The sequence below is a fragment of the Paenirhodobacter enshiensis genome (assembly GCF_000740785.1).
Classification (GTDB): domain Bacteria; phylum Pseudomonadota; class Alphaproteobacteria; order Rhodobacterales; family Rhodobacteraceae; genus Rhodobacter; species Rhodobacter enshiensis.
Genome location: NZ_JFZB01000037.1, coordinates 13,031 through 39,538, shown reverse-complemented (window position 1 = coordinate 39,538; position 26,508 = coordinate 13,031). Strand labels below are relative to the sequence as shown.

The 26,508-nt window shown below is 68.0% G+C and carries 28 protein-coding genes, 1 tRNA gene and 1 pseudogene; 15 read left to right on the top strand and 15 right to left on the bottom strand.

The window, feature by feature from the left end; translation table 11 throughout:
• The 3 genes from CG50_RS13740 to CG50_RS13730 form a co-directional block, all read left to right on the top strand.
• The coding region (locus CG50_RS13740) for an ABC transporter permease subunit (protein WP_152559534.1) at nt 1–307 on the top strand (307 nt) is incomplete at its 5' end.
• A gap of 4 nt (nt 308–311) precedes the next feature.
• A complete protein-coding gene (locus CG50_RS13735; RefSeq protein ID WP_081880448.1) occupies nt 312–1,151 on the top strand; it encodes an ABC transporter ATP-binding protein in 840 nt (279 codons plus the stop codon).
• Entirely contained in the window at nt 1,148–1,996 is an 849-nt protein-coding gene (locus tag CG50_RS13730) for a dipeptide ABC transporter ATP-binding protein (RefSeq protein WP_036639527.1), read from the top strand. Before CG50_RS13735 ends, CG50_RS13730 begins: the two co-directional genes overlap by 4 nt.
• Nucleotides 1,997–2,050: 54 nt before the next feature.
• On the opposite strand, the gene CG50_RS13725 is transcribed toward CG50_RS13730, so the two are convergent.
• The 5 genes and pseudogenes from CG50_RS13725 to pdxH all read right to left on the bottom strand — a co-directional run.
• Nucleotides 2,051–2,986 carry a ketopantoate reductase family protein gene (locus CG50_RS13725; protein WP_051910010.1) on the bottom strand — a complete coding sequence of 312 codons (936 nt, stop codon included), beginning with the start codon at nt 2,984–2,986 and terminating at the stop codon, nt 2,051–2,053.
• Nucleotides 2,987–3,072: 86 nt separating this feature from the next.
• A tRNA-Pro gene (locus CG50_RS13720) sits at nt 3,073–3,149 on the bottom strand.
• 75 nt (nt 3,150–3,224) lie between these two features.
• The gene (locus tag CG50_RS13715; protein WP_161785410.1) at nt 3,225–3,785 is read right to left on the bottom strand and encodes a DUF192 domain-containing protein; all 561 of its coding nucleotides are present in this window, start codon (nt 3,783–3,785) and stop codon (nt 3,225–3,227) included.
• On the bottom strand, nt 3,737–4,291 hold the full coding sequence (locus tag CG50_RS13710; protein ID WP_036639523.1) for a cold-shock protein: 555 nt from the start codon (nt 4,289–4,291) through the stop codon (nt 3,737–3,739). The genes CG50_RS13715 and CG50_RS13710 overlap by 49 nt, the downstream gene beginning before the upstream one ends.
• Before the next feature lie 163 nt (nt 4,292–4,454).
• Nucleotides 4,455–5,084 (bottom strand): annotated as a pseudogene (pdxH, locus tag CG50_RS13705) (pyridoxamine 5'-phosphate oxidase); the annotation flags it as partial.
• Between the two features lie 130 nt (nt 5,085–5,214).
• Here pdxH and fabI point away from each other — a divergent pair.
• The 7 genes from fabI (at nt 5,215) to trpE (ending at nt 12,520) form a co-directional block, all read left to right on the top strand.
• Nucleotides 5,215–6,036 carry an enoyl-ACP reductase FabI gene (gene fabI, locus CG50_RS13700; protein ID WP_036639518.1) on the top strand — a complete coding sequence of 274 codons (822 nt, stop codon included), beginning with the start codon at nt 5,215–5,217 and terminating at the stop codon, nt 6,034–6,036.
• Nucleotides 6,037–6,171: 135 nt separating this feature from the next.
• A complete protein-coding gene (locus CG50_RS13695; protein ID WP_036639515.1) occupies nt 6,172–6,786 on the top strand; it encodes a LysE family translocator in 615 nt (204 codons plus the stop codon).
• A gap of 18 nt (nt 6,787–6,804) precedes the next feature.
• Complete coding sequence (gene gpt, locus CG50_RS13690) at nt 6,805–7,308, top strand: xanthine phosphoribosyltransferase (RefSeq protein ID WP_036639512.1); 504 nt, start codon at nt 6,805–6,807, stop codon at nt 7,306–7,308.
• A 16-nt stretch (nt 7,309–7,324) separates the two neighbouring features.
• Nucleotides 7,325–7,810: a DUF2127 domain-containing protein gene (locus CG50_RS13685; RefSeq protein WP_036639509.1), complete on the top strand. Its 486-nt coding sequence runs from the start codon at nt 7,325–7,327 to the stop codon at nt 7,808–7,810.
• Between the two features lie 27 nt (nt 7,811–7,837).
• Nucleotides 7,838–9,019 carry an aminotransferase gene (locus tag CG50_RS13680; protein ID WP_036639507.1) on the top strand — a complete coding sequence of 394 codons (1,182 nt, stop codon included), beginning with the start codon at nt 7,838–7,840 and terminating at the stop codon, nt 9,017–9,019.
• A 101-nt stretch (nt 9,020–9,120) separates the two neighbouring features.
• Entirely contained in the window at nt 9,121–10,971 is a 1,851-nt protein-coding gene (locus CG50_RS13675; protein WP_036639505.1) for a peptidylprolyl isomerase, read from the top strand.
• Nucleotides 10,972–11,008: 37 nt separating this feature from the next.
• A complete protein-coding gene (gene trpE, locus CG50_RS13670; protein ID WP_394297140.1) occupies nt 11,009–12,520 on the top strand; it encodes an anthranilate synthase component I in 1,512 nt (503 codons plus the stop codon).
• Between the two features lie 183 nt (nt 12,521–12,703).
• Here trpE and CG50_RS13665 read toward each other — a convergent pair whose 3' ends face one another.
• The gene (locus CG50_RS13665) at nt 12,704–13,813 is read right to left on the bottom strand and encodes a divergent polysaccharide deacetylase family protein (protein WP_036639502.1); all 1,110 of its coding nucleotides are present in this window, start codon (nt 13,811–13,813) and stop codon (nt 12,704–12,706) included.
• A gap of 162 nt (nt 13,814–13,975) precedes the next feature.
• Here CG50_RS13665 and CG50_RS13660 point away from each other — a divergent pair, with 162 nt between their 5' ends.
• Genes CG50_RS13660 through CG50_RS13640 form a run of 5 tightly spaced genes read left to right on the top strand, consistent with a single transcriptional unit; the run spans nt 13,976 to nt 18,024 of the window.
• Complete coding sequence (locus CG50_RS13660) at nt 13,976–14,563, top strand: anthranilate synthase component II (protein WP_036639500.1); 588 nt, start codon at nt 13,976–13,978, stop codon at nt 14,561–14,563.
• The gene (gene trpD / locus CG50_RS13655; RefSeq protein WP_036639498.1) at nt 14,560–15,579 is read left to right on the top strand and encodes an anthranilate phosphoribosyltransferase; all 1,020 of its coding nucleotides are present in this window, start codon (nt 14,560–14,562) and stop codon (nt 15,577–15,579) included. The genes CG50_RS13660 and trpD overlap by 4 nt, the downstream gene beginning before the upstream one ends.
• 8 nt (nt 15,580–15,587) lie before the next feature.
• Nucleotides 15,588–16,373: an indole-3-glycerol phosphate synthase TrpC gene (gene trpC / locus CG50_RS13650; RefSeq protein WP_036639496.1), complete on the top strand. Its 786-nt coding sequence runs from the start codon at nt 15,588–15,590 to the stop codon at nt 16,371–16,373.
• Complete coding sequence (moaC, locus tag CG50_RS13645; protein WP_036639494.1) at nt 16,370–16,846, top strand: cyclic pyranopterin monophosphate synthase MoaC; 477 nt, start codon at nt 16,370–16,372, stop codon at nt 16,844–16,846. Before trpC ends, moaC begins: the two co-directional genes overlap by 4 nt.
• Nucleotides 16,843–18,024: a molybdopterin molybdotransferase MoeA gene (locus CG50_RS13640; protein ID WP_036639492.1), complete on the top strand. Its 1,182-nt coding sequence runs from the start codon at nt 16,843–16,845 to the stop codon at nt 18,022–18,024. The genes moaC and CG50_RS13640 overlap by 4 nt, the downstream gene beginning before the upstream one ends.
• Before the next feature lie 74 nt (nt 18,025–18,098).
• Here CG50_RS13640 and CG50_RS13635 read toward each other — a convergent pair whose 3' ends face one another.
• From CG50_RS13635 to CG50_RS13595, 9 genes are all read right to left on the bottom strand, one after another.
• Nucleotides 18,099–18,698 (bottom strand): HNH endonuclease, encoded by a 600-nt coding sequence (locus tag CG50_RS13635; RefSeq protein ID WP_036639489.1) that lies wholly within the window; start codon nt 18,696–18,698, stop codon nt 18,099–18,101.
• A gap of 223 nt (nt 18,699–18,921) precedes the next feature.
• The gene (locus tag CG50_RS13630) at nt 18,922–19,581 is read right to left on the bottom strand and encodes an alpha/beta hydrolase (protein ID WP_036639487.1); all 660 of its coding nucleotides are present in this window, start codon (nt 19,579–19,581) and stop codon (nt 18,922–18,924) included.
• Nucleotides 19,578–20,210, bottom strand: a complete 633-nt coding sequence (locus CG50_RS13625; RefSeq protein WP_051910009.1) for a DNA-3-methyladenine glycosylase family protein — start codon at nt 20,208–20,210, stop codon at nt 19,578–19,580. The genes CG50_RS13630 and CG50_RS13625 overlap by 4 nt, the downstream gene beginning before the upstream one ends.
• A 31-nt stretch (nt 20,211–20,241) precedes the next feature.
• Entirely contained in the window at nt 20,242–21,852 is a 1,611-nt protein-coding gene (gene pgi / locus CG50_RS13620; protein WP_036639483.1) for a glucose-6-phosphate isomerase, read from the bottom strand.
• Nucleotide 21,853: 1 nt separating this feature from the next.
• Nucleotides 21,854–22,525, bottom strand: coding sequence for a 6-phosphogluconolactonase (gene pgl, locus CG50_RS13615; RefSeq protein ID WP_036639480.1), 672 nt, complete (start codon nt 22,523–22,525; stop codon nt 21,854–21,856).
• The gene (gene zwf, locus CG50_RS13610; RefSeq protein ID WP_036639478.1) at nt 22,522–23,994 is read right to left on the bottom strand and encodes a glucose-6-phosphate dehydrogenase; all 1,473 of its coding nucleotides are present in this window, start codon (nt 23,992–23,994) and stop codon (nt 22,522–22,524) included. The genes pgl and zwf overlap by 4 nt, the downstream gene beginning before the upstream one ends.
• A 105-nt stretch (nt 23,995–24,099) precedes the next feature.
• Nucleotides 24,100–24,621: a DUF2478 domain-containing protein gene (locus tag CG50_RS13605; protein WP_051910008.1), complete on the bottom strand. Its 522-nt coding sequence runs from the start codon at nt 24,619–24,621 to the stop codon at nt 24,100–24,102.
• An 11-nt stretch (nt 24,622–24,632) separates the two neighbouring features.
• Entirely contained in the window at nt 24,633–25,193 is a 561-nt protein-coding gene (locus tag CG50_RS13600; RefSeq protein WP_036639476.1) for an RSP_2648 family PIN domain-containing protein, read from the bottom strand.
• Nucleotides 25,193–26,425, bottom strand: a complete 1,233-nt coding sequence (locus tag CG50_RS13595) for an RSP_2647 family RNA methyltransferase (protein ID WP_051910007.1) — start codon at nt 26,423–26,425, stop codon at nt 25,193–25,195. Before CG50_RS13595 ends, CG50_RS13600 begins: the two co-directional genes overlap by 1 nt.
• Nucleotides 26,426–26,508 lie beyond the last annotated feature (83 nt).

Below are 26,508 nucleotides of genomic sequence, written 5' to 3'. Positions count from 1 at the left end.
TGCCGGCAACATGCGGCTGATGTTCCGCACCATCTTGCCGAACTGCCTCGCGCCCCTGATCGTTCAGGCGACGCTGTCGTTCAGCTCGGCGGTTCTCGATGCGGCCGCGCTCGGGTTTCTGGGGATGGGGGCGCAGCCTCCGGCCTCGGAATGGGGCACGATGCTCGCCGAATCGCGCGAGTTCATCCTGCGCGCCTGGTGGGTCGTCACCTTCCCCGGCCTCGCGATCCTGATCTCGGTGCTGGCGATCAACCTGATGGGCGACGGGCTGCGCGATGCGCTCGATCCCAAGCTGAAGAAGGGCTGAGACCATGGCATTGCTGACCATCCGCAACCTCACCGTGGCCTTCGCGACCGCTTCGGGCAGCTTCCGCGCCGTCGACGGGATCGACCTGTCGGTCGATCCGCGCGAGGTGCTGGCGATCGTGGGCGAGTCGGGCTCGGGCAAGTCGGTGTCGATGCTGGCGGTGATGGGGCTTCTGCCCGACACCGCCACCGTCACCGCCGACGAGATGACCTTCGACGGCCACGACCTGCTGCACATGACCGGGGCCGAGCGGCGCCGCATCATCGGCCGCGAGATCACCATGATCTTCCAGGAGCCGATCGCCTCGCTCAACCCCTCGTTCACCGTGGGCTTCCAGATCGAGGAAGTGCTGCGCCTGAACATGGGGCTCAGCCGTCACGCCGCGCGCGCCCGCGCCATCGAGCTGTTCACCGCCGTCGGCATCCCCGAGCCGGCGGTGAAGATCCACGCCTACCCGCATCAGATGTCGGGGGGCCAGTGCCAGCGGGTGATGATCGCCATCGCCATCGCCTCGAACCCGCGGCTGCTGATCGCCGACGAGCCGACGACGGCCCTCGACGTGACGATCCAGAAACAGATCCTCGATCTGCTGATGGAGCTGCAGGAACGTCATGGCATGGCGCTGATCATGATCACCCATGACATGGGCGTGGTGGCCGAGACCGCCGACCGCGTGATCGTGCAATACAAGGGCCACAAGATGGAGGAAGCCGACGTGCTGAGCCTGTTCGAGGCCCCGAGCCATCCCTACACCCGCGCGCTGCTGGCCGCGCTGCCCGAAAACGCCACCGGCGACCGGCTGCCCACCGTCAGCGACTTCTTCGGACAGGAGGGCGTGCAATGACCGATTACGTTGTCGAGGGCAAAGGCCTGACCCAGGACTATTACGTCTCGGGCGGCATGTTCGGGAAGGCCAAGACCGTGCGTGCGGTCAAGGGCATCGACTTCGCGGTCGAGCGCGGCAAGACGCTGGCCATCGTGGGCGAGTCGGGTTCGGGCAAATCGACGCTCGCGCGCATCGTCGCGCTGATCGACCATCAGTCGGGCGGCACGCTGACCATCGAGGGCCACGAGGTCGACATCGCCCGGCACAAGCCCGACCATGTGCTGCGCTCGAAGGTGCAGATGGTGTTCCAGAACCCCTACGGCAGTCTGAACCCGCGCCAGAAGGTGGGCGACGTGCTGACCGAGCCCCTGTTGCTGAACACCAAGCTCTCCGCCCGCGAGCGGCGCGAGAAGGCCGAGGCGATGCTGGTCAAGGTCGGCCTCGGGGCGGAGCATTACAACCGCTATCCGCACATGTTCTCGGGCGGGCAGCGCCAGCGCATCGCCATCGCGCGGGCGCTGATGCTGAACCCGACGCTTCTGGTGCTGGACGAGCCGGTCTCGGCGCTCGATCTGTCGGTGCAGGCGCAGGTGCTGAACCTGCTCGCCGATCTGCAGGACGAGTTCAGCCTGACCTATGTGTTCATCAGCCATGACCTGTCGGTGGTGCGCTACATCGCCGATGACGTGCTGGTGATGAACAAGGGCGAATGCGTCGAACAGGCCAGCCGGGACGAGATCTTCTCGGCGCCGAAGCATCCCTATACGCAGATGCTGTTCGCCGCGACCCCGGTCACCGATGTCGAGGCGATCCGCGCCCGCGTGGCACATCGCAAGGCCCTGCGCGCGGGCGCCGGCGCCTGACGAACCCCCCTCGCGCCCTCGGGCGCGGGGGAAACCTCCCCCCTGCCCCGGGCCTCAGCCCCGGGCGATGGCGATTTCCTGCCGCGCCAGAACCAGATCGCGCAGCGCCGCGTTCGCCGGTGCTTTCAGGCCAAGCCGTTCCGCCTCTGCAACGATCGCCCCGTTCAGCGCGCCGATCTCGGTGCGGCGCTTCGCGCGCATGTCGGCCACCATCGAGGGGAAATGCCCCGCTGCCGTCTGTCCGACCGCGCGCAGATAGGCCTGCGCCTCGGCAAGCGTCAGCCCGATGCCCTTCGCCTGTGCCAGCGCGACAATCTCGGCCGTCAGCCGGTCGAACAGTGCCATCGTCGCCGGCTGGCCGAGCGCCTCGCCCACCTTGCAATCCAACAGCGCACAGGCGCTGTTCAGGCAGCAGTTCACCACCAGCTTTTTCCAGATCCTCAGGTCGATCCCGGGATCGAGCGTGGCGTGAAACCCCTCGCCGTCAAGCGCGGCGCATAACGCCTGATCGACCGGGCCGGGCGTGCCCGCCATCGGATAGAAGCTGACCTCGCCCTTCGCGGCCGAGCTTGCCAGAACCTGCCCCGGCCCCTCGACCTGCGCGGCGAGCGTGGTCATCCCATGCGCCACCCGCGCCTGCGGATAAATCGCCTGGATCGCCGCTGCATTGCCGATGCCGTTCTGCATGGTGACGATCAGCGTGTCCGGCCCGATCATCGGCCGCGCCGCGGTCATCGCCGCCGCGGTCTGCGCGCCCTTGACGAAGACCAGCACCGCATCCGCCAGCCCGACCGCAGCCGGATCGGTGACCGCGTGCATCGGCACCTTTTCGGACGGCCGGTCGGGAAAGTCGATCTGCAACCCCCCGGCCGCGATCCGCGCCACATGCGGCGCCGAAACATCGACACCCCACACCTCGACCCCGGCATGAACCAGCTTCCAGGCGAACAACCCACCCATCGAGCCGATCCCAATGATCGCGACTTTCATCCCTGCCTCCGTCCGGACCGCTTCCGAGGCAGCCTAAACCCGCAACCGGGCCCGTGCACGATACAAAGAAGCTCAAGAGGGGGAAATGGTCGGGGCGGCGAGATTCGAACTCACGGCCTTCTGTACCCAAAACAGACGCGCTACCAGGCTGCGCTACGCCCCGACACGGGGTTCCTACAGGGTTGCCGCTCTCATTGAAAGGGCCGGCATGAAAAGGGGGGCGAGGAAAATGGCGGGCTCAGTCCGCGCAGGGAAGCGCTGCCTGAGCGTTTGGAATCGCCGGATGCGACAGCACCGTCCCCGTCCCGAGCCCCATGCGTTTCGCCAGATTTCCGTTGATTTCCAATACGAAGCGAACCGCCCCCCCCGAGGGAATCGCGGTATCGTCCATCGGACGCGCCCCCGAATGCAGCGACACCAGCCGCCCCGCGGCATCGAAGAACAGCATGTCGAGAGGGATCAGCGTATCGTGCATCCAGAACTGCACTGTGCGCGGCGTCGGATAGATGAACAGCATCCCCGCCCCCGCCGGCATCGAGGAACGCTCCATCAGCCCCCGGGCGCGGTCGGCCTCGGTCTGGGCCACCTCGATCGAGAACCGCGCCAGAGGGGTTCCATCGGCACGACTGAGAACCGCGAGATCCGGCGCGCAGGCCACGGCCGGAACCGCCCGCGCCGGAGAGGTCTGCCCGCAGACCCCACCTGCGACGACGCCCAGCAGCCCCAGGACGAGGGCCGCCCGGCGCAGCCTCAGGCCTGCTGACGCCCCGCCGCCGAAAGCTGCGCCACGGAATCCCACGACAGGATCTGTGCCGCCATCCGGCCGCGCCGGCCCTCGATCACGCGCAGGCATATCGCCTCTCCCGGCGCCAGATCGGCAAAGCCCGAACGGCGCAGCACCTCGACATGAATGAACACATCCTCGGGCCGGCCGAACACGTTGGCAAAACCGAATCCCTTGCCTTTGTCGAACCACTTCACCCGCGCCGGTTCAAGGGCCAGCGCGGCGATTTCGCTCGCGTCCATGCCATTCAGCCCCTCGATCGGGTGCTCGTCCTCGCCGCCTTCCGGGGGCGTGATGCTCAGCACCTCGACCGCCTGAACGCCGCGCGGCGTCGCCTGAACTGCGACGGTGATCTGCGCATTGTCGGCAACCGAACTCTGTCCGAAATTGCGCAGGACATTGGCGTGGAGCAGGATGTCCCCGCCCTGATCCTCGTCTACGATGAAGCCAAATCCCTTGGCGGGATCGAACCACTTCACCCGTCCGGTGACGGTACGTGCCTCTGTCGTCGTTTCGCTCATGCCCTGAAGTCCAATGGTCCTGTCGGTCGGCGCAACCACAGCGGGAACGGCGCCGACCTTCCTCAAGTGTCATATCCTTGGGACGGGCTTCAAGTAAAAAAGTAAGGTTAAATCGCCCTCACTCCGGCGCAATATGAAACAATTACGCTCGAAATGCAATTTTTCAGGGATTAAGCCGAACAACTTGCCATGAATCCGCCATATCTTTTCGCGTCCAGCGAAACCGATCATGAAGCCGGAACATGCCGTCGGCCCAGAACTCAACCTGCACGGGAACGATGCGATAGCCGCCCCAGAACGGTGGGCGTTTCGGGATCGGGCCGTGCTTGGCGGTGACGCGGGCGACCTCGGCCATCAGCGCCGCGCGGGATTCGAGCGGCTGGCTCTGATGCGAGGCCCAGGCTCCCAGCCGCGACTGCAGCGAGCGCGAGGCGTAATAGGCGTCAGCCTTGGGCCCGTCCTCGCGGCTGACCAGCCCGCGCACCCGGATCTGACGGCGCAGCGATTTCCAGTGCAGCACGAAGGCCGCCTTGCCGGCCGCGTCGATCTCCTGCGCCTTGGCCGAGCCGTAGTTGGTGTAGAACACGAAAGCCCCGCCCGAGGGCGCATCGGCCTGCTCGATCTCCTTGAGCAGCACCATCCGCACATCGGGCAGCCCTTCGGGATCGACCGTCGACAGCGCGATGGCGTTCGGGTCGTTCAGCTCGGTCTTCGTGGCCTCGTCGAGCCAGCTCTGTGCAATGCGGAACGGATCGTCGCCCGCGAAGATCCCGGATCTGTCGCCCATTTTTCCCTCTTTCCTCGTCTGTTCGCGCGGCCGTGATGCGGGCGCGCAGTGCCCCGCCCCTCATGCGGCCTTGATGCGACAGAATCTTTCGCCTAATGCTGTCGCACTTACCAGAGGGAAGCGGGGAAAACCTGACATGTCGAACACGTTGCTGGCAGGCAAGCGCGGCCTGATCATGGGTCTGGCCAATGACAAATCCATCGCCTGGGGCATCGCCAAGGCCTGTGCGGACGCGGGCGCGGACCTCGCCTTCTCCTATTACGGCGACGCGCTGAAAAAACGGGTGGAGCCGCTGGTCGCAGAGATCGGCTCGGACTTCCTCGTCGAATGCAACGCCGGCGACGGCGAGTCGCTCGATGCTCTGTTCGACGCCCTCAAGGAAAAATGGGGCACGATCGACTTCGTGGTCCACGCCATCGGTTTCTCCGACAAGAACGAACTCCGTGGCCGGTATGTGGATACGACCCAGGCCAATTTCAACATGACGATGGACGTTTCCGTCTTTTCGTTCACCGCCGTGTGCCAGCGCGCCGCCGCGATCATGCCGAACGGCGGTTCGCTGCTGACGCTGACCTACTACGGCGCCGAGCAGGTGATGCCGCATTACAACGTCATGGGCATCGCCAAGGCTGCGCTCGAATGCTCGGTCAAGTATATCGCCGAGGATCTGGGCAAGGACGGCATCCGCTGCAACGCGATCTCGGCCGGTCCGATCAAGACGCTGGCCTCCTCGGGCATCGGCGATTTCCGCTACATCCTGAAGTGGAACGAGCTGAACTCGCCCCTGCGCCGCAACGTGACGCAGGAAGAGGTCGGCAAGGCCGCGCTGTACCTGCTGTCCGATCTCGGCACCGCCACGACGGGCGAGACGCTGCATGTCGACGCGGGCTATCACATCGTCGGCATGAAGGCCGTCGATGCGCCCGACATCGACGTGGTGACCCACCGCAAGGAATGACCGGCAGCGGCCGGTTTCCCGGCCGCTTCGCTGAAGACGCCGCCTTCGGGGCCTGACCATAGGTCGGGCCCTTGGCATGAGAGCCGCAGGCCCGCAGCCTGCCGGCCCGAAACCCGCAGGAATGGACCGGCTGCGATGACCCTTGGAGCCCTGATCGCGATCTATCTGGTGCAGCTCGGCGCGGCGATCTCGCCGGGGCCGGCCATTCTGATGGCCGCGCGCACCGGGCTGCGCGACGGGCATCGTGCCGGCGCCTGGCTGTCGGTGGGGATCGGGCTCGGGGCGTGCCTGTGGGCGGTGACGGCACTGTTCGGGCTGTCGGTGCTGTTTCGCGCCGCGCCCGCCCTGCTGAGCGCGATGAAGATCGCGGGCGCGCTGTATCTGCTGTGGTTCGCCTTCAAGATCTGGCGTCACGCCCCCGATCCGGTGAGCGACGGGGGCGAGACCGCCACGCCCCGCGGCCCGCTGGGGCTGATCTGGCTCGGGCTGTCGACGCAGATCGCCAATCCGAAGCCCGCGCTGTTCTTCGGCACGGTCTTTCTGACCTTCGTGCCGCCTCAGGCGCCGCTGTGGTCCTACGCAGCGATCCTGCTGATCGTCTTTTTCAACGACACCGGCTGTGCCATGCTGGTGTCGCGCATCTTCGCGTTCGAACGCACCCGCCGGGCCTACCTTGGGCTGAAGACGGTGATCGAGCGTATCTTCGGCGGGCTTTTGGCTCTTCTGGGGCTGAAGCTCGCTCTCACCTGATCCGATCCGAGGCAACCGATGATCGACAAACTTCCCCATGAAAAAGGGTTTCACGTCAGCTGGGATCAGCTGCACCGCGATGCGCGCGCTCTGTCGTGGCGGCTCGATGGCAAGGGCCCGATCGAGGGCAGCTGGAAGGCCATCGTGGCCATCACCCGCGGCGGTCTGGTGCCCGCGGCCATCGTCGCGCGCGAGCTGAACATCCGCGTGATCGACACGATTTCGGTCAAGGGCTACAACCACCAGACGCAGCACCCGCCGATGGTCATCAAGGCGCCGCAGGACGATCTTATGGGCGATGGCGAGGGCATTCTGGTCGTCGACGATCTGGTCGATTCGGGGCGCACGCTGGAGCTGGTGCGCCACCTGTATCCGAAGGCGCATTTCGCCACCGTCTATGCCAAGCCGCGCGGCCGGGTGCAGGTCGACACCTTCATCACCGAAGTCAGCCAGGACACCTGGATCTTCTTCCCCTGGGACATGGCCCTGCAATACGTCCAGCCGTTCCGCGGCACCGAGTGATCCCTTGGGTGATCCCATGAAACGCGACTGGCTGCACTGGGCCTTCGAGGCGAGCCTTCTCGCCAAGGGCATCCTCGCCGGAATCGAGACGCTCTCGGGCCTCGTGCTGCTGATCGTCAGCCATGGCCAGCTCGCCGATCTGGCTCATGCGCTGACCGCGCATGAGCTGTCCGAGGATCCGAACGATCTGGTCGCCGGCACGCTGATGCACATGGCGCAGGCGTTCTCGGTCGAGGCACAGAAGTTCTACGCGCTTTACCTGCTCAGCCATGGCGGGCTGAAACTGGGCGTCGTGGCACTGCTGGCGCGCGGGCTGATGTGGGCCTATCCGGCGGCGATCGCGCTGATGGTCGTCTTCATCGCCTATCAGCTGCATGTCTGGGCGGGCGACCGCTCTGTCGCCATGCTGGCGCTGACCGCCCTCGACGTCGCGGTGATCGCGCTGACCTGGCGCGAGTGGCGGCGCAAACGGGGGCTTTCCTTCCCCCGGAACGCGGCCTAGTTTCCCCCGGAAATCCGGAGTTTTCCCATGTCTCTCAGCCCGCTGAACCCTGCCCTTGCCCGCACCTTCGCCCCGCCGGTGATGGAGGCCGCCCGCTGGGTGAAAGGCATCGACTTCCCGGCCGACAAGCCGCTGATCAACGTCGCCCAGGCCGCCCCCGTCGATCCGCCGCCCGAGGCGCTGCGCCGCGTCGTCGCCGAAGCGGCGCTGAACAATCCCGACGCTCATCTCTACGGCCCCGATCTCGGCCTGCCGGAGCTGCGCGCCGAGGTGGCGGCGACCACCGCCGCGCATTACGGCGGCACCGTCTCGGCCGATCAGGTGGCGATCACCGCCGGCTGCAACGAGGCGTTCTGCGCCGTCATGGCCACCCTCGCCGGTCCGGGCGATGAGGTGATCGTGCCGACGCCGTGGTATTTCAACCACAAGATGTGGCTCGACATGACCGGCGTCAGCACCGTCGCGCTGCCGACCGGGCCGGACATGATCCCCGACCCAGAGCACGCCGCCGCGCTGATGAGCGAACGCACCCGTGCCCTCGTGCTGATCTCGCCCAACAACCCGAGCGGCGCCGAATACCCGGCCGAAGTCGTCCGCGCGCTCGCCGATCTGTGCCGCGCCCGCGGCGTCGCGCTGATCCTCGACGAGACGTACCGCGACTTCGACAGCCGCAGCGGCCGGCCGCACGATCTGTTCACCGACCCGGACTGGTCGGACACGCTGATCCATCTTTACAGCTTCTCCAAGGCCTACCGGCTGACCGGCCATCGCGTCGGCGCCATCGTCGCCTCGCGCGAGCGCCTCTCCGAGGTCGAGAAATTCATCGACACGGTGACGATCTGCCCCAACCAGCTCGGCCAGATCGCCGCACTTTGGGGGATGCGCAACCTGTCGCAATGGGTCGCGGGGGAACGCGCCGAACTGCTGTCGCGCCGCGCCGCGATGATCGAGGGGTTCGGTGCGCTCGACGGCTGGAAGATGCTCGGCTGCGGCGGATATTTCGCCTATGTCGAACATCCGGCGGCCGAGGGCTCGGCCGATTTCGCCCGCCGTCTGGTGCGCGAGGCGAACGTGCTGTGCCTGCCCGGAACGATGTTCATGCCCGCAGACGACCCGCGCGGATCGCGCCAGCTGCGCATCGCCTATGCGAATGTCGACGTGCCCCGCATCGCCGAGCTGATGACCCGGCTGGCCGCCGTTCGCCCCTGACCGGCGTCAGCCCCCTGTTCCCGTCGCGGCAAGCCCGGTTGCGGCCCGCCCGGCAAAGCCCTAAACAACCGCCGAAGGCCTGAAACCCGGGAGGTTCCTGCATGTCCACCAAGCTGCGCACCCATGGCAAGGGCGCCGTCGTCTGGATCCTTCTCGGGGTCCTCGTGCTCGGCCTCGGAGGGTTCGGCATCAGCAATTTCTCGGGCGGGATGCGCACCATCGGCTCCGTCGGCGGAACCGAGGTCAGCTCGCAAGATTATGCGCGCGCGCTGCGCCAGCAGCTGAACCAGATCCAGCAGCAGACCGGCCGCGCCGTGACGATGGAACAGGCCAAGGCCTTCGGGCTGCCGCAGCAGGTGCAGGCGCAGCTGTTCTCGGATGCCGCGCTGAGCGAGGCGGCCCGCCGCCTCGGGTTGTCGGTCGGCGATGCCGAACTGGCACGTCAGATCACCGCAGCCCCGGCGTTCCAGTCCCCCGCCGGCGGTTTCGACCGCAACGCCTACCGCATGGCGCTGCGTCAGGAAGGCTTCACCGAACCCGATTTCGAGGCCATGGTGCGCGCCGACATCGCCCGCTCGCTGTTTCGCGGCATTCTGGTCGGCGGCACCTCCGCCCCCGAGGCCGAGGTCGACACCTATGCCGCCTATGTCACCGACAAGCGCCCCTTCGCCTTCGCCGAGATCGCCGAGGCGCAGCTGACGACGAAACCCGCCCAGCCGACCGACGCCGATCTGCAAAGCTTTTACACCGATCACCAGGACGCCTATCAGCAGCCCGAGACCCGCGATTTCAGCTATGTCTGGCTGACGCCCGAGATGCTTGCCGACGAGGCCGCGCCGGACGACGCGATGCTGCACGCCGCCTATCAGGCGCGCCTTGCACAGTATCAGCAGCCCGAGCACCGTCTGGTCGACCGGCTGGTGTTCGAATCCGACGATGCCGCCAGGGCCGCGAAGGCCGATCTCGACGCCGGCAAGATCACCTTTACCGCACTGGCGAAGTCGCGCGGGCTGGATCTGAAGGACATCGACCTCGGCGAAGTCGGCCGTGACGATCTGGGCGCCGCGGCCGATGCCGTCTTCGCCCCAACGGCGCCCGGCATCGTCGGCCCGGTCGAGACCGACCTCGGCCCGGCGCTGTTCTCGGTCAACGGGATCATCCCCGCCCAGACCACCAGCTTCGAAGACGCAAAGCCCGATCTGGTGGCCGCCGCGACGCTGGAAAATGCCGCGAAGACGATCAAGGCGATGACGCCCGACCTCGAGGACAAGCTGGCCTCTGGCGCGACGCTCGACGATCTGGCGAAGGAAACGAAGATGCAGGCCGGCACCATCGCGATGACCGCCGACACCAAGGAAGGCATCGCCGCCTATCCGGCGTTCCGCGATGCCGCCGCGAAGGCCACGACGAACGATTTCCCGGAACTCGTCACCCTCGATGACGGCGGCGTCTTTGCGCTGCATCTCGACAAGGTGGAGCCGGCGGCCGTGCTGCCGTTCGACAAGGTGCGCGAGCGCGTCGCCGCGGACTGGGCGGCGGCCGAGCTGACCCGGCTGAAGACCGAACGCGCGAAGGCCGTCGTGGCGGCTGTCGCCGCCGGGAAGTCTCTGGCCGATCAGGGGCTTGCGGTCACCGAAGTGCCGGCGACCGAACGCGGTGGTTTCGTAGAGAACGTGCCCGCGGCGCTGATCGGCGCGGCCTTCGACGTCGCCCCGGGCAGCGCCGATACCGTCGCCACCGACGGCAAGGTCTATGTCCTTGTCCCCGGCCCGACCGAAGCCGCCGACCCGAAAGACCCCGATGCCGCGCAGATCCGCGACAAGCTGGCGGCGCGCCTCGGGCAGGCGATCGCGAATGACATCGGCACCTATTACGCCGCGACGGTCGAACAGGAGGCGGGCGTCAGGCTCGATTCCACGGCCGTGACCGCGGTTCAGGCCCAGATGCACTGAGACAAAACAGGCCAAGGCCGAAGGAACGGAGGTTCAGATGGTGGCGCTTTTCCCGAATTTCGACGAGTTCGAACGTGCCTGGGGCGCGGGGAAGAACCAGCTCGTCTGGACCCGGCTTCCGGCCGATCTCGACACGCCGGTGTCGCTGATGCTGAAGCTGGCCGATGCCCAGCCCAACAGCTTCATGTTCGAATCCGTCACCGGCGGCGAGGTCCGCGGGCGTTATTCGATGGTCGGCATGAAGCCCGACGTGATCTGGCAGTGTCGCGGCGAACAGGCCAGCATCAACCGTCAGGCCCGTTTCGAGGACCGGTTCGAACCCTGCAAAGGCCATCCGTTCGACAGCCTTCGCGCGCTGATCGCCGAAAGCCGGATCGACATGCCCGAAGAGCTGCCCCCCGCGGCGGCGGGCCTGTTCGGCTATATCGGCTATGACATGGTGCGCCTGGTCGAGCGTCTGCCGAACGTGCCCAAGGACGTGCTGGGCGTGCCCGATGCGGTGCTGACCCGGCCCTCGGTGGTCGCGGTGCTGGACGGGGTGAAAGGCGATGTGATCCTGTGCGCGCCGGCGTTCCAGTCCTCGGGGCTGAGCGCACGGGCGGCCTATGCCCAGGCGGCCGAACGCGTGATGGACGCACTGCGCGACCTCGACCGGGCACCCGGCAAGGGCTACGAGACCGGCGAGGCGGCGAGCGTCGGGCCGCTGGTGTCGAACTTCACCGCCGAGGGCTACAAGGCCGCGGTCGAGAAGGCCAAGGATTACATCCGCGCCGGCGACATCTTCCAATGCGTGCCGGCGCAGCGCTGGCACGCGGATTTCCCGCTGCCGCCGTTCGCGCTGTATCGCAGCCTGCGCCGCACCAACCCCTCGCCGTTCATGTTCTTCCTGAACTTCGGCGGGTTCCAGATCGTCGGTGCCTCGCCCGAGATTCTGGTGCGGCTGCGCGGTGGCGAGGTGACGATCCGCCCGATCGCCGGCACCCGCAAGCGCGGCGCGACACCCGCCGAGGACAAGGCGCTGGAAGAGGAGCTGCGCGCCGACAAGAAGGAACTGGCCGAGCATCTGATGCTTCTGGACCTCGGACGCAATGACGTGGGCCGGGTGGCGAAGATCGGCACGGTGCACCCGACAGAGAAGTTCATCGTCGAGCGTTACAGCCATGTGATGCACCTCGTCTCGAACGTGGTGGGGGAGCTTGCGGAGGGCGAGGATGCGCTCTCGGCGCTGCTGGCCGGGCTGCCGGCGGGCACGGTCTCGGGCGCGCCCAAGGTGCGCGCGATGGAGATCATCGACGAGCTGGAACCCGAGAAGCGCTGCATCTACGGCGGCGGTGTGGGCTATTTCGCGGCAAATGGCGAGATGGACATGTGCATCGCGCTGCGCACCGCGGTGGTGAAGGACCGCACGCTGTATATCCAGGCCGGCGGAGGCGTGGTCTACGACAGCGACCCCCAGGGCGAATACGATGAATCCGTCAACAAATCCAAGGCCCTGCGCAAGGCGGCCGAGGATGCAGGTCTGTTCGTCGATCAGGGGCGCAACAGCTGAGCCTTTCTCCGGATGTCGTGAGATGGAAAAGGCGGGATCGTCGGATCCCGCCTTTTTTCATGTCTGAAGTCAGGTCTGGCGGAAGCGTCGTCGGGGGCTCTGCCCCCGCTGCGGCCGGGGCCGCAGCTCCCCCGGGATATTTGGGGCGAATCGAAAGGAGACGGGCTCGCGGATATGTGAGGCTCAGCTTCGCGACAGCATCAGCGCAGAGGCCGGAGCGAGCACGATCTTGCCTGACATCGAGGCCGCCCAGTCCGTCAGCGCGGCGACGGATTCGGGCCAGGCGGTGAGCATCACCGCGACGCCGTTCTTGCGCTCGCCCTCGAAGGCGGCGCGATCGAGCGTGCGCCCGATCTCGGCCCGATCCTCGCGGCCGGCATCGGCGACGCGCCACAGCTGGATCTGCGGCACGCCTTTCGCGCGCGCGACCTGACCGGCGGAATCGAGCCCGGCCGATTGCGTCATCAGCCCTTCGCCGGCAGCCTTCAGCCCGGCGACGACCTGCTGCGACAGGATACGGTTGTTCTGAAACTGCGGGCTGGGCCCGTCGAGGACGGCGACGGCCTCCGGAACGGCCTGACGCCAGGACTCCATCGCGGTGGCGACATCCTGCACCGTGGCACCTTCCGCGATACCGGCCGCGAGCACGGCGACCTCCAGCCCCGCGGCACGATAGCGGCGGGCGCGCTCGGCGACATCAGGTTGCGTCGGATCGAGCGCCACCGTCACCGGCAACCCGAGCGAGGCGATGGTCTGGGGATCGAGCCCGCCAGCCGCCTCGCCGACGTCATAGAGCACGACCGACATCATCGGCCGGCCGATGGCCTGCGGCGGCGGGGCCGAGAACCGCTCGATCGCCTTGCCGCCCGCCGCGGGGGCGACGGCGAGCGGAGCCTCGCCGGTATCCATGCCCGCCGGCCGGCCGACCGAGGGGAGGCGGTTCACCACCGTTCCGGGGGCATTGCTGAACCCGCCGCCCTGCCCGGCCGCGAAGACCTGAGGACGCGCACCGCTCCCTGCGGCCTGCGCAGGAGCGACCTGCGAGCCATCGGGAAGCAGCATGATCTCGGCCTTCGGGGTCGCATCGGGGGCGGGGGAAATGCCGGCAGGCTCCGAAGCCTGCGGCGCGGCCACGGGATCCGGGACAGGTTCGGAGGCGGGCGCCGTCTGCGGCGCGCCTTCAGGCGCCGTCACCCGCGGCTGCGAGACCGGCGACAGCACCGACAGCGCCCCGAGCCCAAGCCCCGCGACCACGACACCGGACACCACCCCACCGATCAGTCCACGACCCATGAAAACCGCCTCTTTCTGCTTCGTTCCTCCGGGGGAAGGCCATGATTCCGGCCCGCAGCCCTTGACCCCGGTGCTTTGCTCTGAACATCTATAGCCCGACGCAAGGCCCGGTTCATCCCTGAATCTTCTCGCGATCCCGGGCGGGACAAGGATAGGCGGCCCATGCTCCTGCTCATCGACAATTACGATAGCTTCACCTACAACCTCGTGCATTATTTCGGAGAGCTGGGCGCGGACGTGAAGGTCGTGCGCAACGACGCGATGAACGTGCAAGACGCGATGGGCCTCGGTGCCGAGGCGATCGTCCTCTCGCCCGGTCCGTCGGACCCGGAGCACGCTGGCATCTGCCTGCCGCTGACGCTGGCCGCGGCCGAGGCGGGCGTGCCGCTGTTCGGCGTGTGCCTCGGCCATCAGACCATCGGTGCGGCCTTCGGCGGCAAGGTCACCCGCGCTGGCGAGATCGTGCATGGCAAGATGGGCGAGATCCATCACGAGGGCAAAGGCGTGTTCCGCGGCCTGCCCTCGCCCTTCCTCGCGACGCGCTATCACTCGCTGATCGTCGACCGCGACAGCCTGCCCGATTGCCTCGAGGTCACGGCGTGGCTGGAAAACGGCATGATCATGGGCCTGCGCCACAAGGAGCGGCTGATCGAGGGGGTGCAGTTCCACCCCGAATCCATCGCCTCGGAACACGGGCACCGGATGCTCGCGAATTTCCTCGAGGCGGCGAAAGTGAAGGTGACGGCATGAGCGCGCAACTGAAACCCCTGATCGGCGTCGCCACCGAACGTCCGCTGACCCGCGCCGAGGCCGAGACCGCCTTCGAGACCTTTTTCGAGGGCACCGCGACCCCGGCGCAGATGGGTGGCTTCCTGATGGCGCTGCGCACGCGTGGCGAGACGGTCGAGGAAATCGCCGCCGCCGCGACGGTGATGAAGGCGAAGATGAACCCGGCCAGGGCACCGGCGGGTGCCATCGACATCGTCGGCACCGGCGGCGACGGCAAGGGCACGCTGAACATCTCGACCGCGACGGCCTTCGTCGTGGCGGGCGCGGGTGTGCCGGTCGCCAAGCACGGCAACCGCAACCTGTCGTCGAAATCCGGCGCGGCGGATGCGCTGACCGCGCTCGGCATCGACGTGATGAAGGGCATCGAGACGACCCAGACCGCGCTCGATCAGGTGGGCATCGGCTTCCTGATGGCGCCGGTGCACCACCCGGCGATGCGCCACATCGGCCCGACGCGGGTCGAGCTGGGCACGCGCACGATCTTCAACCTGCTCGGGCCGCTGACCAATCCGGCAAACGTGCGCCGTCAGCTGACCGGCACCTTCTCGCGCGACTGGATCCGGCCGATGGCCGAGGTGCTGCACAAGATGGGCTCGGAAGCGGCATGGCTGGTCCATGGCGGCGACGGCACGGACGAGCTGTCGATCGCCGGCATCAGCTGGGTCGCGGCGCTCGAAGGCGACCAGATCCGCGAGTTCGAGGTCCATCCCGAGGAAGCCGGCCTTCCCGTCCATGCCTTCGAGGAGATCATCGGCGGCGAACCGGCCGAGAACGCGGCGGCGATGGTCCGGCTGCTCGACGGCGAGGCGGGCGGTTACCGCGATGCGGTGCTGCTGAACGCGGCCGCGGCGCTCATCGTCGCGGGCAAGGCCAGCAACCTGCGCGAGGGCGCCGAACTCGCCCGCGAGAGCATCGATTCGGGCGCGGCGAAGGCCAAGGTCGCGGCGCTCAAGGCGCTGTCGCCGCTCGCAGCCTGAGGCACGACATGAACATTCTCGACAAGATCAAGGCCTACAAGCTCGACGAGATCGCCGCCGCCAAGGCCGCGCGGTCGCTCTCCGACATCGAGGACGAGGCGCGCTCGCAAGATGCGCCGCGCGACTTCGGCAAGGCGCTGACGGCAAAGGCGGAAACCGGCTACGGGCTGATTTGCGAAATCAAGAAGGCCTCGCCCTCGAAAGGGCTGATCCGGCCGGATTTCGACCCGCCGGCGCTGGCGGCCGCCTATGAAGAGGGCGGCGCGGCCTGTCTGTCGGTGCTGACCGATGCGCCGTCGTTCCAGGGCTCGCCCGAATTCCTGCGTCAGGCGCGGGCGGCCTGCGCGCTGCCCTGCCTGCGCAAGGATTTCCTCTACGACACCTATCAGGTCGCCGAGGCGCGGTCCTGGGGCGCCGACTGCATCCTGATCATCATGGCCTCGGTCGAGGACGGTCTCGCCGAGGAACTCGAAGACGCCGCGCGGCACTGGGGCATGGACGCGCTGATCGAGGTGCACAATGCCGAGGAGCTCGACCGTGCGCTGCGGCTGAAATCGCCGCTGATCGGGGTGAACAACCGCAATCTGAAGACCTTCGAGGTGACGCTCGACGTCACCCGCACCCTCGCCCCCGAGATCCTCGCCGAGGGCCGCGATCTGGTGTGCGAGAGTGGCATCTTCACCCCTGACGATCTGGCCGCGATGGCCGAGGTGGGCGCACGCCGCTTCCTGATCGGCGAAAGCCTGATGCGGCAGACCGACGTCGCCGCCGCGACGCGAGCCCTTCTGGCATGAGCCTGACGCATTTCGACGCCGCCGGACAGGCGCATATGGTCGATGTCTCGGACAAGGCCGAGACGTCGCGCGTCGCTGTCGCCGAGGGCCGGGTGGTGATGCTGCCCGAAACGCTGGCCTATGTTCTCGAAGGCACGGCGAAGAAGGGCGATGTTCTGGGTGTGGCGCGTCTTGCCGGGATCATGGGCGCGAAGAAGACCGCCGATCTGATCCCGCTGTGCCATCCGCTGCCGATCACCAAAGTGTCGCTGGATCTCGCGGCCGACGCGGCCCTTCCGGGCGTGCGCATCACCGCGACGGTGAAGACCACCGGCCGCACCGGGGTGGAGATGGAGGCGCTGACCGCCGTCACCACCGCCGCGCTGACGGTCTATGACATGCTCAAGGCGGTAGAGCGCGGGATGCGGATCGAAGGCATCCGCGTCGTGCTGAAAGACGGCGGAAAGTCCGGTCTGTATGAGGCCAGGGAATGATCACGGTCGAGGAAGCGCTTGAAAAGGTTCTGGATCTGGTCGCCCCCCTGCCGGCCGAGACGGTGCCCCTGCGCCGCGCTGCCGGGCGGGTGCTGAGCCGCGCCGTCACCGCGCGGCTGACCCAGCCGCCGTTCGACAACTCCTCGATGGACGGCTACTGGATCGCCGCCGCCGACCACCGCCCGGGCGCCGTGCTGCGCGTCGAGGGCGAGGCCGCGGCCGGGCGCCGCTACACCGGCCCGCTGGTGGCCGGACAGGCCGTGCGCATCTTCACCGGCGCGCCCTGCCCCGCCCCGGGCGGCATCGTCGTGCTGCAGGAGAACGTCACCCGCGTGGGCGACAGCGTGACCCTGCCCGAGGTGCTGGCCGACAAGGACAACATCCGTCCGCGCGGTCAGGATTTCGCCGAGGGCGACCGCTTTTTCCCGCGCCATCCGCTGAGCGCGCGCGACATCGGACTGATCGCGGCGATGAATGTGGCCGAGGTCTCGGTCCACCGCCGCCCGGTCGTCGCCATCCTGTCGACCGGCGACGAGCTGGTCGAACCCGGCGACACCCCCGGCCCCGATCAGATCATCGCCTCGAACGGGCTGATCCTCGCCGCGATGGTCGAGGCCGCGGGTGCCGAGGCGCACCTGTTGCCGATCGCGCGCGACACCGAGGACAGCCTGCGCGCCGCCTTCACCGCCGCGCGGGGCGCCGATCTGATCCTGACCTCGGGCGGGGCCTCGGTCGGCGATCACGATCTGGTCGGTGTGGTGGCCGGGGCGATGGGGCTCGAACGCAGCTTCTGGAAGATCTCGATGCGGCCCGGCAAGCCGCTGATGGCGGGGCGGATGGGACAAAGCGTGCTGCTCGGCCTGCCCGGAAACCCGGTCTCGGCGACGGTCTGCGCCGCGCTGTTCCTGCGCCCGATGCTGGCAAGGATGCTTGGCCACGACGCCCGGCCCGAGCCGCTTAGGGCAGTGCTCGCCGCGGCTGTCGGCCCGGCCGGCCCACGGACGCATTACATGCGCGCGCGCCTGATCCCCGCCTCTCCCCTGCCCCGGATCGAGGCCTTCGAGAGCCAGGATTCGGCGCGCCTCGGCATCCTCGCCGAAGCCGATGCGCTGCTGATCCGCCCGCTCGGCGACGGGCCGCGTTCGGCTGGGGAAATCGTCGAATATCTGCCCCTCTGATTACCGAAGACGGGCCTTGAACCGCGCGCGCGCCTCGCAAGCCTTCCCGTGAGGGCAGTCACGCACCCGCGCTATCACGGCATCAGCTCGGCATCCCAATAGAGGAAATCGACCCAGCTTTCATGCAGATGCCCGGGCGGAAAATGCCGCCCGATGGCCAGCATCTCGGCCGGGGTGGGGGCGCAGGGGGCCTTGTGCAACTGCATCCCCGAGGCCTTCAGCGACTTGTTCGCCTTCTTGAGGTTGCACGGCGCGCAGGCCGCCACCACGTTCTCCCAGCTGGTGATCCCGCCCTTCGAGCGCGGCACCACATGGTCGAAGGTCAGCTCGCCGCGCGATCCGCAATACTGACAGCGAAATTCGTCGCGCAGAAAAAGATTGAAGCGCGTGAAAGCCACGCGCTTCTTCGGCCTCACGAACTCTTTCAGCACCACCACCGAGGGGATGCGTATCTCCGCCCGCTGCGAGCGCACCACCTCGTCATATTCGGCGAGGATCGTCACCCTTTCGAGACAAACCGCCTTGATCGCCTCCTGCCAGGGCCAGAGCGAGAGGGGATAATAGCTGAGCGGGCGAAAGTCGGCATTCAGCACCAGTGCCGGGAAGTGCCGTGCGGGCACCGGGTCGCGCACGAACTGTGTCCGGAAATCCGACCTGTCGCCGTGGTCCAGCATGATCGCACCACCCTTCGCCCTGTCGCCGCCGAGGCCCAGAGCGGGGAGCCCGCCCCTGCCATTGCCTCAACTATATATGGCGTTCCTCATCTGGCAAGCACGCAATCGGCGCGCAGCCCGCCCGGGCACAGGATCGCCCAAAGATGCGACAACGGCGTGACGCGACATGCAAAAGGGGCGGTCCCCGCAAGGACCGCCCCCGTTCGGTTCCGCCGTGCGAGGCTCAGCCGAGCCGGTCTTGCAGGAAGGACAGCGCCACGCTGAATCCGTCCTGGGCGATGGAATGGGCGCAGCCGCGCTCGACATGGGCATAGGTCTCGATGCCCGCGCCGACGAGGGCATCGCCCGCGGCCTTCATCTCGGCGATCGGCATCACCGGGTCCTGATCGCCATGCACCAGCAGCACCGGCGGTTTCGAGACCGCCTCGGCCGCCAGCTTCTCGGGCGCGATCATCCGGCCCGAGAAAGCGACGACGCCGCCGATCGCCTCGGCCCGGCGCGGCGCGATCTGCATCGACATCACCGAACCCTGCGAGAACCCGACGAGCGCCAGCCGGTCGGCCGAAAGCCCGGTCTCCGCCAGAATTTCATCGAGGAAAGCGTTGATATCATCGGCCGAGCGCGCGAAGCCCGCGGCCATCTCGGTCTCGCTCGAGCCGTCGAAGCGCGGCACCGAGAACCACTGAAACCCCATCGGGTTGCCGCGGCTCGGTTCGGGGCCGTCGGGGGCGACGAACAGCGTGTCCGGCAGCGCACCGCTCATCGGTTCGGCCAGACCCAGCAGGTCGGCGCCGTTCGAGCCATAGCCATGCAGGAACACCACGACCGACGTCGTCTTGCCCGATTTCGGGCCGAACCGCCCGGCCTTCAGTTTGCGCGTCACGGGGCCACTCCCTCTCGTTGTTTCATCGCGGCGTAATAGGCCCACAGGCCGCGCGCCGCCACCGCGCGCCAGGGCGACCAGTCTTCGGCGAGGCGCGCGAAGACGCGTCCCTTCGGCCGCTCGGGCAGATCGAACAGCATCCGCGCCCCCTCGGCAAGGGCGAGGTCGTCGACGGCGAACACATCAGCACGACCGAGCGCGAAGATCAGATACATCTCGACGGTCCAGCGCCCGATGCCGGGAAGCGGCAACAGCACCTCCATCACCGTCTCGTCGGGCAGGGTTCGCAGCGCGTCGAAGTCGATCCCCGCGCCGGCGAGCGCGCGCAGATAGCGCAGCTTTTGCCGCGACAGGCCGCAGCCGCGCAAAGCCTCGTCATCGGCCGCCGAGATCGCTTCGGGCGTGTCGAAGCCGGCCGCGATCACCCGTCCCCGGATCGCCGAGGCCGAGGCGGTCGAGACCTGCTGCCCGATGATCGCGTCGCGCAGCGCCCCGAACCCGTCTTCGCGCCGGCGCAGCGGCCAGGGGCCGGTGAGCGCGGCCACGCGGGCGAAGCGCGGCTCGCGCGCGGCGAGCCAGACCATCCCTTCGGCGACATCGGCGTCGGAGGCGACGATCCGTCCCGTCATGCGCGACCTGTCATCCTCAGCCCGGTCACTCTCAGCCCCGCAGCGCGCGGATGCGCGCGGCAAGTGCCAGCGTCGAGCCATCCTTGCCCGCGCCATCGGCCGTGCCTTCGAGCACCGGCGCGAGCGCCATCGCAAGTTCCTTGCCGAGTTCGACGCCCCACTGATCGAAGCTGTTGATGCCGAGGATCGCGCCCTCGACGAACACCCGATGTTCATAAAGCGCCACGATCTGGCCGAGCGTGAACGGCGTCAGCTTCGGATAAAGCAGCGTGGTCGAGGGCCGGTTGCCCGGGAACACGCGATGGCGCGCCTGACGTTCCAGCTCGGCCCCCGAGAAGCCCTTCTTGCGGCAGATCTCGCGCGCGACGTCGAGCGAACGGCCGCGCAACAGCGCCTCGGACTGCGCAAGGCAGTTGGCGGCGAGCAGGATATGCTGATGGGCGAGGTTCGGCTCGTGCCCCTCGGCGGCGATCAGGAATTCGCAGGGCACGACGCGGGTGCCCTGATGGATCAGCTGGTAAAACGCGTGCTGACCGTTGGTGCCGGGCTCGCCCCAGACCACCGGGCCCGAGTTATAGGGCAGATCGGCGCCGTCCATGCTGACCCGCTTGCCGTTCGATTCCATCTCCAGCTGCTGGAGATAGGCCGGCAGGCGCAGCAGACGCTGATCGTAGGGCAACACCGCCCGCGTCGCATGGCCGAGGATCTGGTTGTGCCACACACCGACGAGCGCGAGCAGCACCGGCAGGTTCGCCTCGAACGGCGCGGTGCGGAAATGGCGGTCCATCGCGGCGCCGCCGGCGAGGAATTCGTCGAAATGCCCGGGGCCCACGGCGATCATCACGCTCAGCCCGATCGGCGACCAGACGGAATAGCGCCCGCCCACCCAGTCCTCGAAACCGAAGACGCGCTCATGCGCGATGCCGAAGGCCTCGGTGCGGTCGGTCGCGGTCGAGATCGCGGCGAATTGCGCCGTCGGATCGGTGACGCGCGCCGCCATCCAGTGGCGCGCGGCCTCGGCGTTGGTCATCGTCTCGACCGTGGTGAAGGTCTTCGAGGCGACGATCACCAGCGTGGTTTCCGGGTTCAGAACCGCGAGCGTGTCGTGGATATGCGCCCCGTCGACGTTCGAGACGAAATGCGTGCGCGGCCCGTCATGCCAGGGCGCCATCGCCAGCGTCGCCATCACCGGACCGAGGTCCGATCCGCCGATGCCGATATTGACCACATCGGTGATCTTGCCGCCCTGACCGCGGAACCGGCCGCTGCGCACGTCCTCGGCGAAGGCATGCAGCCGCGCCAGCGTCTCGCGCAGCGCCGGCATCACGTCATGACCGTCGACCACGATTTCGGCGCCCGGATTGCGCCAGGCGGTATGCAGCACCGCGCGCCCCTCGGTCTCGTTGATCTTCGCGCCCGAGAACATCGCGTCGCGCTTCTCGGCGACACCCGCCTTGCGCGCGAGATCGAGCAGCAGCCCCCGCCCCGTCGCGTCGATATTGGTCTTGGAATAGTCGAACAGCATCCCGTCGTATTCCGCGGCGAACGCCCCGGCGCGGTGAGGATCGGCGTCGAACAGGGAAAGAATCGACCGCCCCTGCACGCCGGCGGCATGGGCAATAAGATCGTCGAACTGGTTCATATCAGGGGGCCCAATGAATGGTAGCGTTCCGAAGCACGGTATGCACCGGAGCCTCGATCTCTGGCAAGCTGGCGGCGCGCTCGATCGCGGCACGTTTCTCGTCGCCTATGATGAGGATGTGACAATGCATCGCATCGCGCAGCACCCGCGCGCTGAGCGTGATGCGCGCCTCACCCGCAGCCTCGGCGCGAAGTGCCATCAGCGCCGGCGCATCGGGGGCCAGCGCCTGTTCAAGCAGATCCGCCCCCGGAAACAGCGAGGCGGTGTGCATGTCCGCCCCCATGCCGAGGAGGAGAACGTCGATGGGCAGCACCGCTTCGACCGCCTCGGCCAATGCGTCGAGACTGTCCTCGGGCTCGGGCGTCGGCGCATGAAGCGGCACCAGATGCGCCGCGGCGGCGCGCCCGCGCAACAGCCGCTCGCGCAGCAGACGGGTGTTCGAGCGCGGGCTGTCCTCGGGCACCCAACGCTCGTCATTGAGCACCACCGACACCTTGTCCCAGTCGAGATCCACCGCCGAAAGCAGGTCGAACACCGGGCCGGGCGTGGTGCCGCCCGGCACCGAGAAGGTCGCGCGCCCGTGCTGTGCGATGGCCTGACGCAATTCGCCGGTCAGCCGGTCGGCCAGCGCCAGCATCAGCATCTCGCGGTCGGGATACTCCTCGAAGGTCAATCGTGGATACTCCGCCAGCGCCGGCCGTCGCGGTGCATCAGCATCAGCGCATCGTCCGGCCCGGACGAGCCGGTGTCGTAGGCCTGCGGCTTCTCGATCCGTTCCTCCCATCCGCGGATGATCGGATCGGCCCAGGCCCAGGCGGCCTCGACCTCGTCGCCACGCATGAACAGCGTCTGGTTGCCGCGGATCACATCCATGATGAGGCGCTCGTAGGCGTCGGGGATGTCGGTCCCCTCCTCGCCCAAGGCCTCGGCGAAGGACATGTCGAGCGGCACCTGAACGAGACGCATGCCGCCCGGCCCCGGCTCCTTGATCATCACCTTCAGGTTCATCCCCTCGTTCGGCTGCAACCGGATGACGAGAACGTTCTCCTGCCAGGTATCGGCGGCATCGTCGAAGATCGAATGCGGCGGCTGCTTGAAGGTGATGGCGATTTCCGAGGTCCGCGCCCGCAACCGCTTGCCGGTGCGCAGATAGAACGGCGTGCCCTGCCAGCGCCAGTTCGCCACATGCACCTTGAGCGCGATATAGCTCTCGGTGCGGCTGTCGGGGTTTTCGACGTCTTCGAGATAGCTGCTGACCGAATCCTTGCCGCGCCCGCGCGTGCCCAGATACTGACCGCGCACAATATCGGCCTGCGGCACCGGTTGCAGCGCGCGGATGACCTTCAGCTTCTCGTCGCGCACCGCGTCCGGGTCGAAGTGATAGGGCGGCTCCATCGCGATCAGGCACAGAAGCTGCATCAGGTGGTTCTGCACCATGTCGCGCATCGCGCCCGACTTGTCGTAGTAGCTGCCCCGGCCGCCCACGCCCACCGTCTCGGCGACGGTGATCTGCACATGATCGACATACTGACTGTTCCACAGCGGTTCGAACAGGATGTTGGCGAAACGCACCGCCATCAGGTTCTGCACCGTCTCCTTGCCGAGATAATGGTCGATCCGGTAGATCTGACTTTCGGCGAAATGCGTGGCGAGCGTCGCGTTCAGCGCCTTCGCGGTCTCCAGATCGCGGCCGAAGGGCTTTTCCACCACGATGCGCGAGTCGGCAGTGGCGATGCCGTGCTGATGCAGCCGCTCGGCGATGTCGCCGAACAGCGCCGGCGCGACCGAGAAATAGAACGCCCGCACCACGCCCGCGCGCAGCTTGGGGGCAAGTTCCTCCCAGCCCTGCGTGCCGGTGGCATCGAGCGCGACATAATCGAGCGCTTCCAGAAACGCCGCGATCTGCGCCTTGTCCTGCTTGGCCGGGCCGACGTGATCGCGGATCGCGCGGGCGGCGAAATCGCGAAACCCCGCCGCGTCGAGATCGGCACGCGCCGCCCCGATGATGCGGGCATCGGCAGGCATCTGCCCCGAGTAAAACCGCCGGTAAAGGCCCGGCAGCACCTTGCGGGCCGCAAGGTCTCCGGTGGCACCGAAAATCACCAGATCGAAGCTGTCCACCGGAATGACGCGCGAAACCATCAGGGTCTCCGTTGTTGACGCGAGGGCACGGGATACCGGCCTCACTCTAGCCCGCCCCCGGCCAAGGTCAAAGCGCTTTGACATGGGCAAGGTTTCCGGGGGGTGTCAGGGGCGGCCTTGCGGCCACAGGAACCGTTCAAGGCCATCGAGATCGGCCGGCAGATCCTCGGCGAGGCCTTCGGCGAAGGCGTCGAAGGCCGCACGGTTCTCGGACGCGACCGAGGTCAGCACCGGGTGCCCGGTTTCAAGCGCCAGCGCGATCAGCGGCCGGCAGCCGTGGCCCGCCGCCTCGACCTTGCCGAACTTGTTCAGAATCAACGGTGTGCCGGGGGCAGATGCGCGCAACGCGGCCTCGGTCTCGGCCACCGCCTGCTCAAGCGCGCCCTGATCGAGCGCGCAGGCCTCCGCCTCCCGGCCAAGGCTTTGCGAGATCACCTGCACCCGCCCGCCCGGCACCAGCCGCAGCGACATGTCGCAGCCCTCCTCGCCCGGCACCTCGGCGCGCACGAGGGCGATGACGGGGCGGCCCGCCGCCTCGGCCCGCGCGACGAGTTCGGACAGAAGCCAGTCCCCGCCGCCGCGCCGCGCCAGCGTCACCACTCCGAACGGCCCCGGTTCCTCGGCCATGCCCTGCCCCCTCACGCGCCTTGCAGCGCCTTGCCCAGACGGTGCAGCCGCACCCGCTTCAACAGCGCGCGCAGGCTTTGCGGCTGGCCCGAGAGGCGCTCCGCCTCGGCGCGCACGGCCTCGACCGCCTCCGCCACGGGCTCGGGATCGCGCGACCACAACTCCCACAGGAAGCCGTCCGGGTCGCGCCGGTCGAGCCCTTCGCCCGCCAGCGTGGCGCGCGGGAAATCGGCGGCGTTGTAGGTGACGATCGCCTCCGCCCCGCCGGCGATGGCGGCGGCGAGGACATGGATGTCATTCTCGTCAGGCAGATACAGCCGTGCCTCCAGCCCCGGACGCGGCGCGACCTCGGCTTGCGGAAAGCGCGCGCGCAGCATCGCGATCTCGCCCCGCGCGATGGCCTCGTCCACAGGACCGCCGTTGCGGGCCGCGGCGCGGGCCCATTCCTCCAGAATCCGCGCCGACCAGAGCGGGCGATACAGCCCCCGCGCCGCGACGCCGATCAGGATCTCGCGCAGGACCGTCGGGTAAAGCACGCAGGCATCGAGAAGGATCTTCTCCTCCCCCGTCATCAGTCGAGCCGGAAGAACAGCGATTTCAGATAGGCGGTCTCGGCAAGCTGCGGCAGCATCGGGTGATCGGGGCCGGCATAGCCCGTATGGATGATCTGCCCGCGCCGGCCGCCCTTGCCGATGCCGCGCCCGCAGGCGGCGCGGAACTGCACCAGATCGGCCGCGTGCGAGCACGAGCACAACCCGAGATAGCCGCCCGGCGCCACCAGCGGCGCCGCGAGCTTCGCGACCCGCTCATAGGCGCGCAGACCGGCTTCGAGCGCCTGCTTGTTCGGCGCGAAAGCGGGCGGATCGCAGATCACCAGATCGAAGGTCTCGCCCTCGGCCGCCAAGGCCTCCAGCGTGGCGAAGGCATCGCCCTGACGGGTGGCGAAGCGCGCTTCGGCGCCCATCGCCCGGGCGCCCTGCCCCGCGAGGTCGAGCGCCGCGGCCGAGGCATCGACCGACAAGGCCGAGACCGCACCCCCCGCCAGCGCCGCGAGCGCGAAGCCGCCGACATGGCTGAACACATCGAGGACGCGCGCCCCCTTCGCCAGACGCGCGGCGAAGGCATGGTTCGGCCGCTGGTCGAAGAACAGCCCGGTCTTCTGCCCGCCGAGGACGTCGGCCATGTAGATCGCGCCGTTCATCGGCACCGGGATCGGCCCGGCGACCTCGCCCGACAGAAGCACGGTTTCCTCGCTCAGCCCCTCAAGGCCACGCGCGCGGCCAGAGCCGTTCTTGACGATGGTGGTGACGCCGGTGACTTCGGTGAGGGCCGCCGCGATGTCGCCGATCATCGTCTCGGACCAGGCGGCGTTGGGCTGGATCACCGCGGTATCGCCGAAGCGGTCGACGATGACGCCCGGAAGCCCGTCGGCCTCGGCATGGATCAGCCGGTAGAACGGCGCGTCGAACAGCCGCGCGCGCAGTTCGAGCGCATGGGCGATGCGTTCGGCGATCCAGGCGCGGTCGATCTCCACCCCGGCATCGCGCGACATCACCCGGGCGATGATCTTCGACTTCGGGTTGACCGTCACCGTGGCGAGCGGCCGGCGCTCGGCATCCTCGAGCGTCGCGATGGTGCCGCCGGCCAAGGCCTGCGTGCGCCGGTCGGTCACCAGCTCGTCGACATAGACCCAAGGGAAGCCATGGCGGATCGCCCGGGCCTCGGCCTTGGGACGCAGGCGCACCACCGGGCGGGCGCGGACGTCGTCGTCGGGGGTGGTTTCAGGCAGATCGGTTGCGGACATGGCGGGGCTCCGGGGCTTTCTTGGGCTTTGCTCTCCTCTAGCGCCCCGGCGCCGCTGAGGAAAGCCCGCGCGGGGATCCCTCG

Bases quoted from the DNA above. Each gene is read 5' to 3' on its own strand.
- CG50_RS13735 (WP_081880448.1), top strand. From the start codon at position 312: ATGGCATTGCTGACCATCCGCAACCTCACCGTGGCCTTCGCGACCGCT.
- CG50_RS13730 (WP_036639527.1), top strand. From the start codon at position 1,148: ATGACCGATTACGTTGTCGAGGGCAAAGGCCTGACCCAGGACTATTAC.
- CG50_RS13725 (WP_051910010.1), bottom strand. From the start codon at position 2,986: ATGAAAGTCGCGATCATTGGGATCGGCTCGATGGGTGGGTTGTTCGCC.
- CG50_RS13710 (WP_036639523.1), bottom strand. From the start codon at position 4,291: ATGAGCGAAACGACGACAGAGGCACGTACCGTCACCGGACGGGTGAAG.
- fabI (WP_036639518.1), top strand. From the start codon at position 5,215: ATGTCGAACACGTTGCTGGCAGGCAAGCGCGGCCTGATCATGGGTCTG.
- CG50_RS13695 (WP_036639515.1), top strand. From the start codon at position 6,172: ATGACCCTTGGAGCCCTGATCGCGATCTATCTGGTGCAGCTCGGCGCG.
- gpt (WP_036639512.1), top strand. From the start codon at position 6,805: ATGATCGACAAACTTCCCCATGAAAAAGGGTTTCACGTCAGCTGGGAT.
- CG50_RS13685 (WP_036639509.1), top strand. From the start codon at position 7,325: ATGAAACGCGACTGGCTGCACTGGGCCTTCGAGGCGAGCCTTCTCGCC.
- CG50_RS13680 (WP_036639507.1), top strand. From the start codon at position 7,838: ATGTCTCTCAGCCCGCTGAACCCTGCCCTTGCCCGCACCTTCGCCCCG.
- CG50_RS13675 (WP_036639505.1), top strand. From the start codon at position 9,121: ATGTCCACCAAGCTGCGCACCCATGGCAAGGGCGCCGTCGTCTGGATC.
- trpE (WP_394297140.1), top strand. From the start codon at position 11,009: ATGGTGGCGCTTTTCCCGAATTTCGACGAGTTCGAACGTGCCTGGGGC.
- CG50_RS13665 (WP_036639502.1), bottom strand. From the start codon at position 13,813: ATGGGTCGTGGACTGATCGGTGGGGTGGTGTCCGGTGTCGTGGTCGCG.
- CG50_RS13660 (WP_036639500.1), top strand. From the start codon at position 13,976: ATGCTCCTGCTCATCGACAATTACGATAGCTTCACCTACAACCTCGTG.
- trpD (WP_036639498.1), top strand. From the start codon at position 14,560: ATGAGCGCGCAACTGAAACCCCTGATCGGCGTCGCCACCGAACGTCCG.
- trpC (WP_036639496.1), top strand. From the start codon at position 15,588: ATGAACATTCTCGACAAGATCAAGGCCTACAAGCTCGACGAGATCGCC.
- moaC (WP_036639494.1), top strand. From the start codon at position 16,370: ATGAGCCTGACGCATTTCGACGCCGCCGGACAGGCGCATATGGTCGAT.
- CG50_RS13640 (WP_036639492.1), top strand. From the start codon at position 16,843: ATGATCACGGTCGAGGAAGCGCTTGAAAAGGTTCTGGATCTGGTCGCC.
- CG50_RS13635 (WP_036639489.1), bottom strand. From the start codon at position 18,698: ATGCTGGACCACGGCGACAGGTCGGATTTCCGGACACAGTTCGTGCGC.
- CG50_RS13625 (WP_051910009.1), bottom strand. From the start codon at position 20,210: ATGACGGGACGGATCGTCGCCTCCGACGCCGATGTCGCCGAAGGGATG.
- pgi (WP_036639483.1), bottom strand. From the start codon at position 21,852: ATGAACCAGTTCGACGATCTTATTGCCCATGCCGCCGGCGTGCAGGGG.
- zwf (WP_036639478.1), bottom strand. From the start codon at position 23,994: ATGGTTTCGCGCGTCATTCCGGTGGACAGCTTCGATCTGGTGATTTTC.
- CG50_RS13605 (WP_051910008.1), bottom strand. From the start codon at position 24,621: ATGGCCGAGGAACCGGGGCCGTTCGGAGTGGTGACGCTGGCGCGGCGC.
- CG50_RS13600 (WP_036639476.1), bottom strand. From the start codon at position 25,193: ATGACGGGGGAGGAGAAGATCCTTCTCGATGCCTGCGTGCTTTACCCG.
- CG50_RS13595 (WP_051910007.1), bottom strand. From the start codon at position 26,425: ATGTCCGCAACCGATCTGCCTGAAACCACCCCCGACGACGACGTCCGC.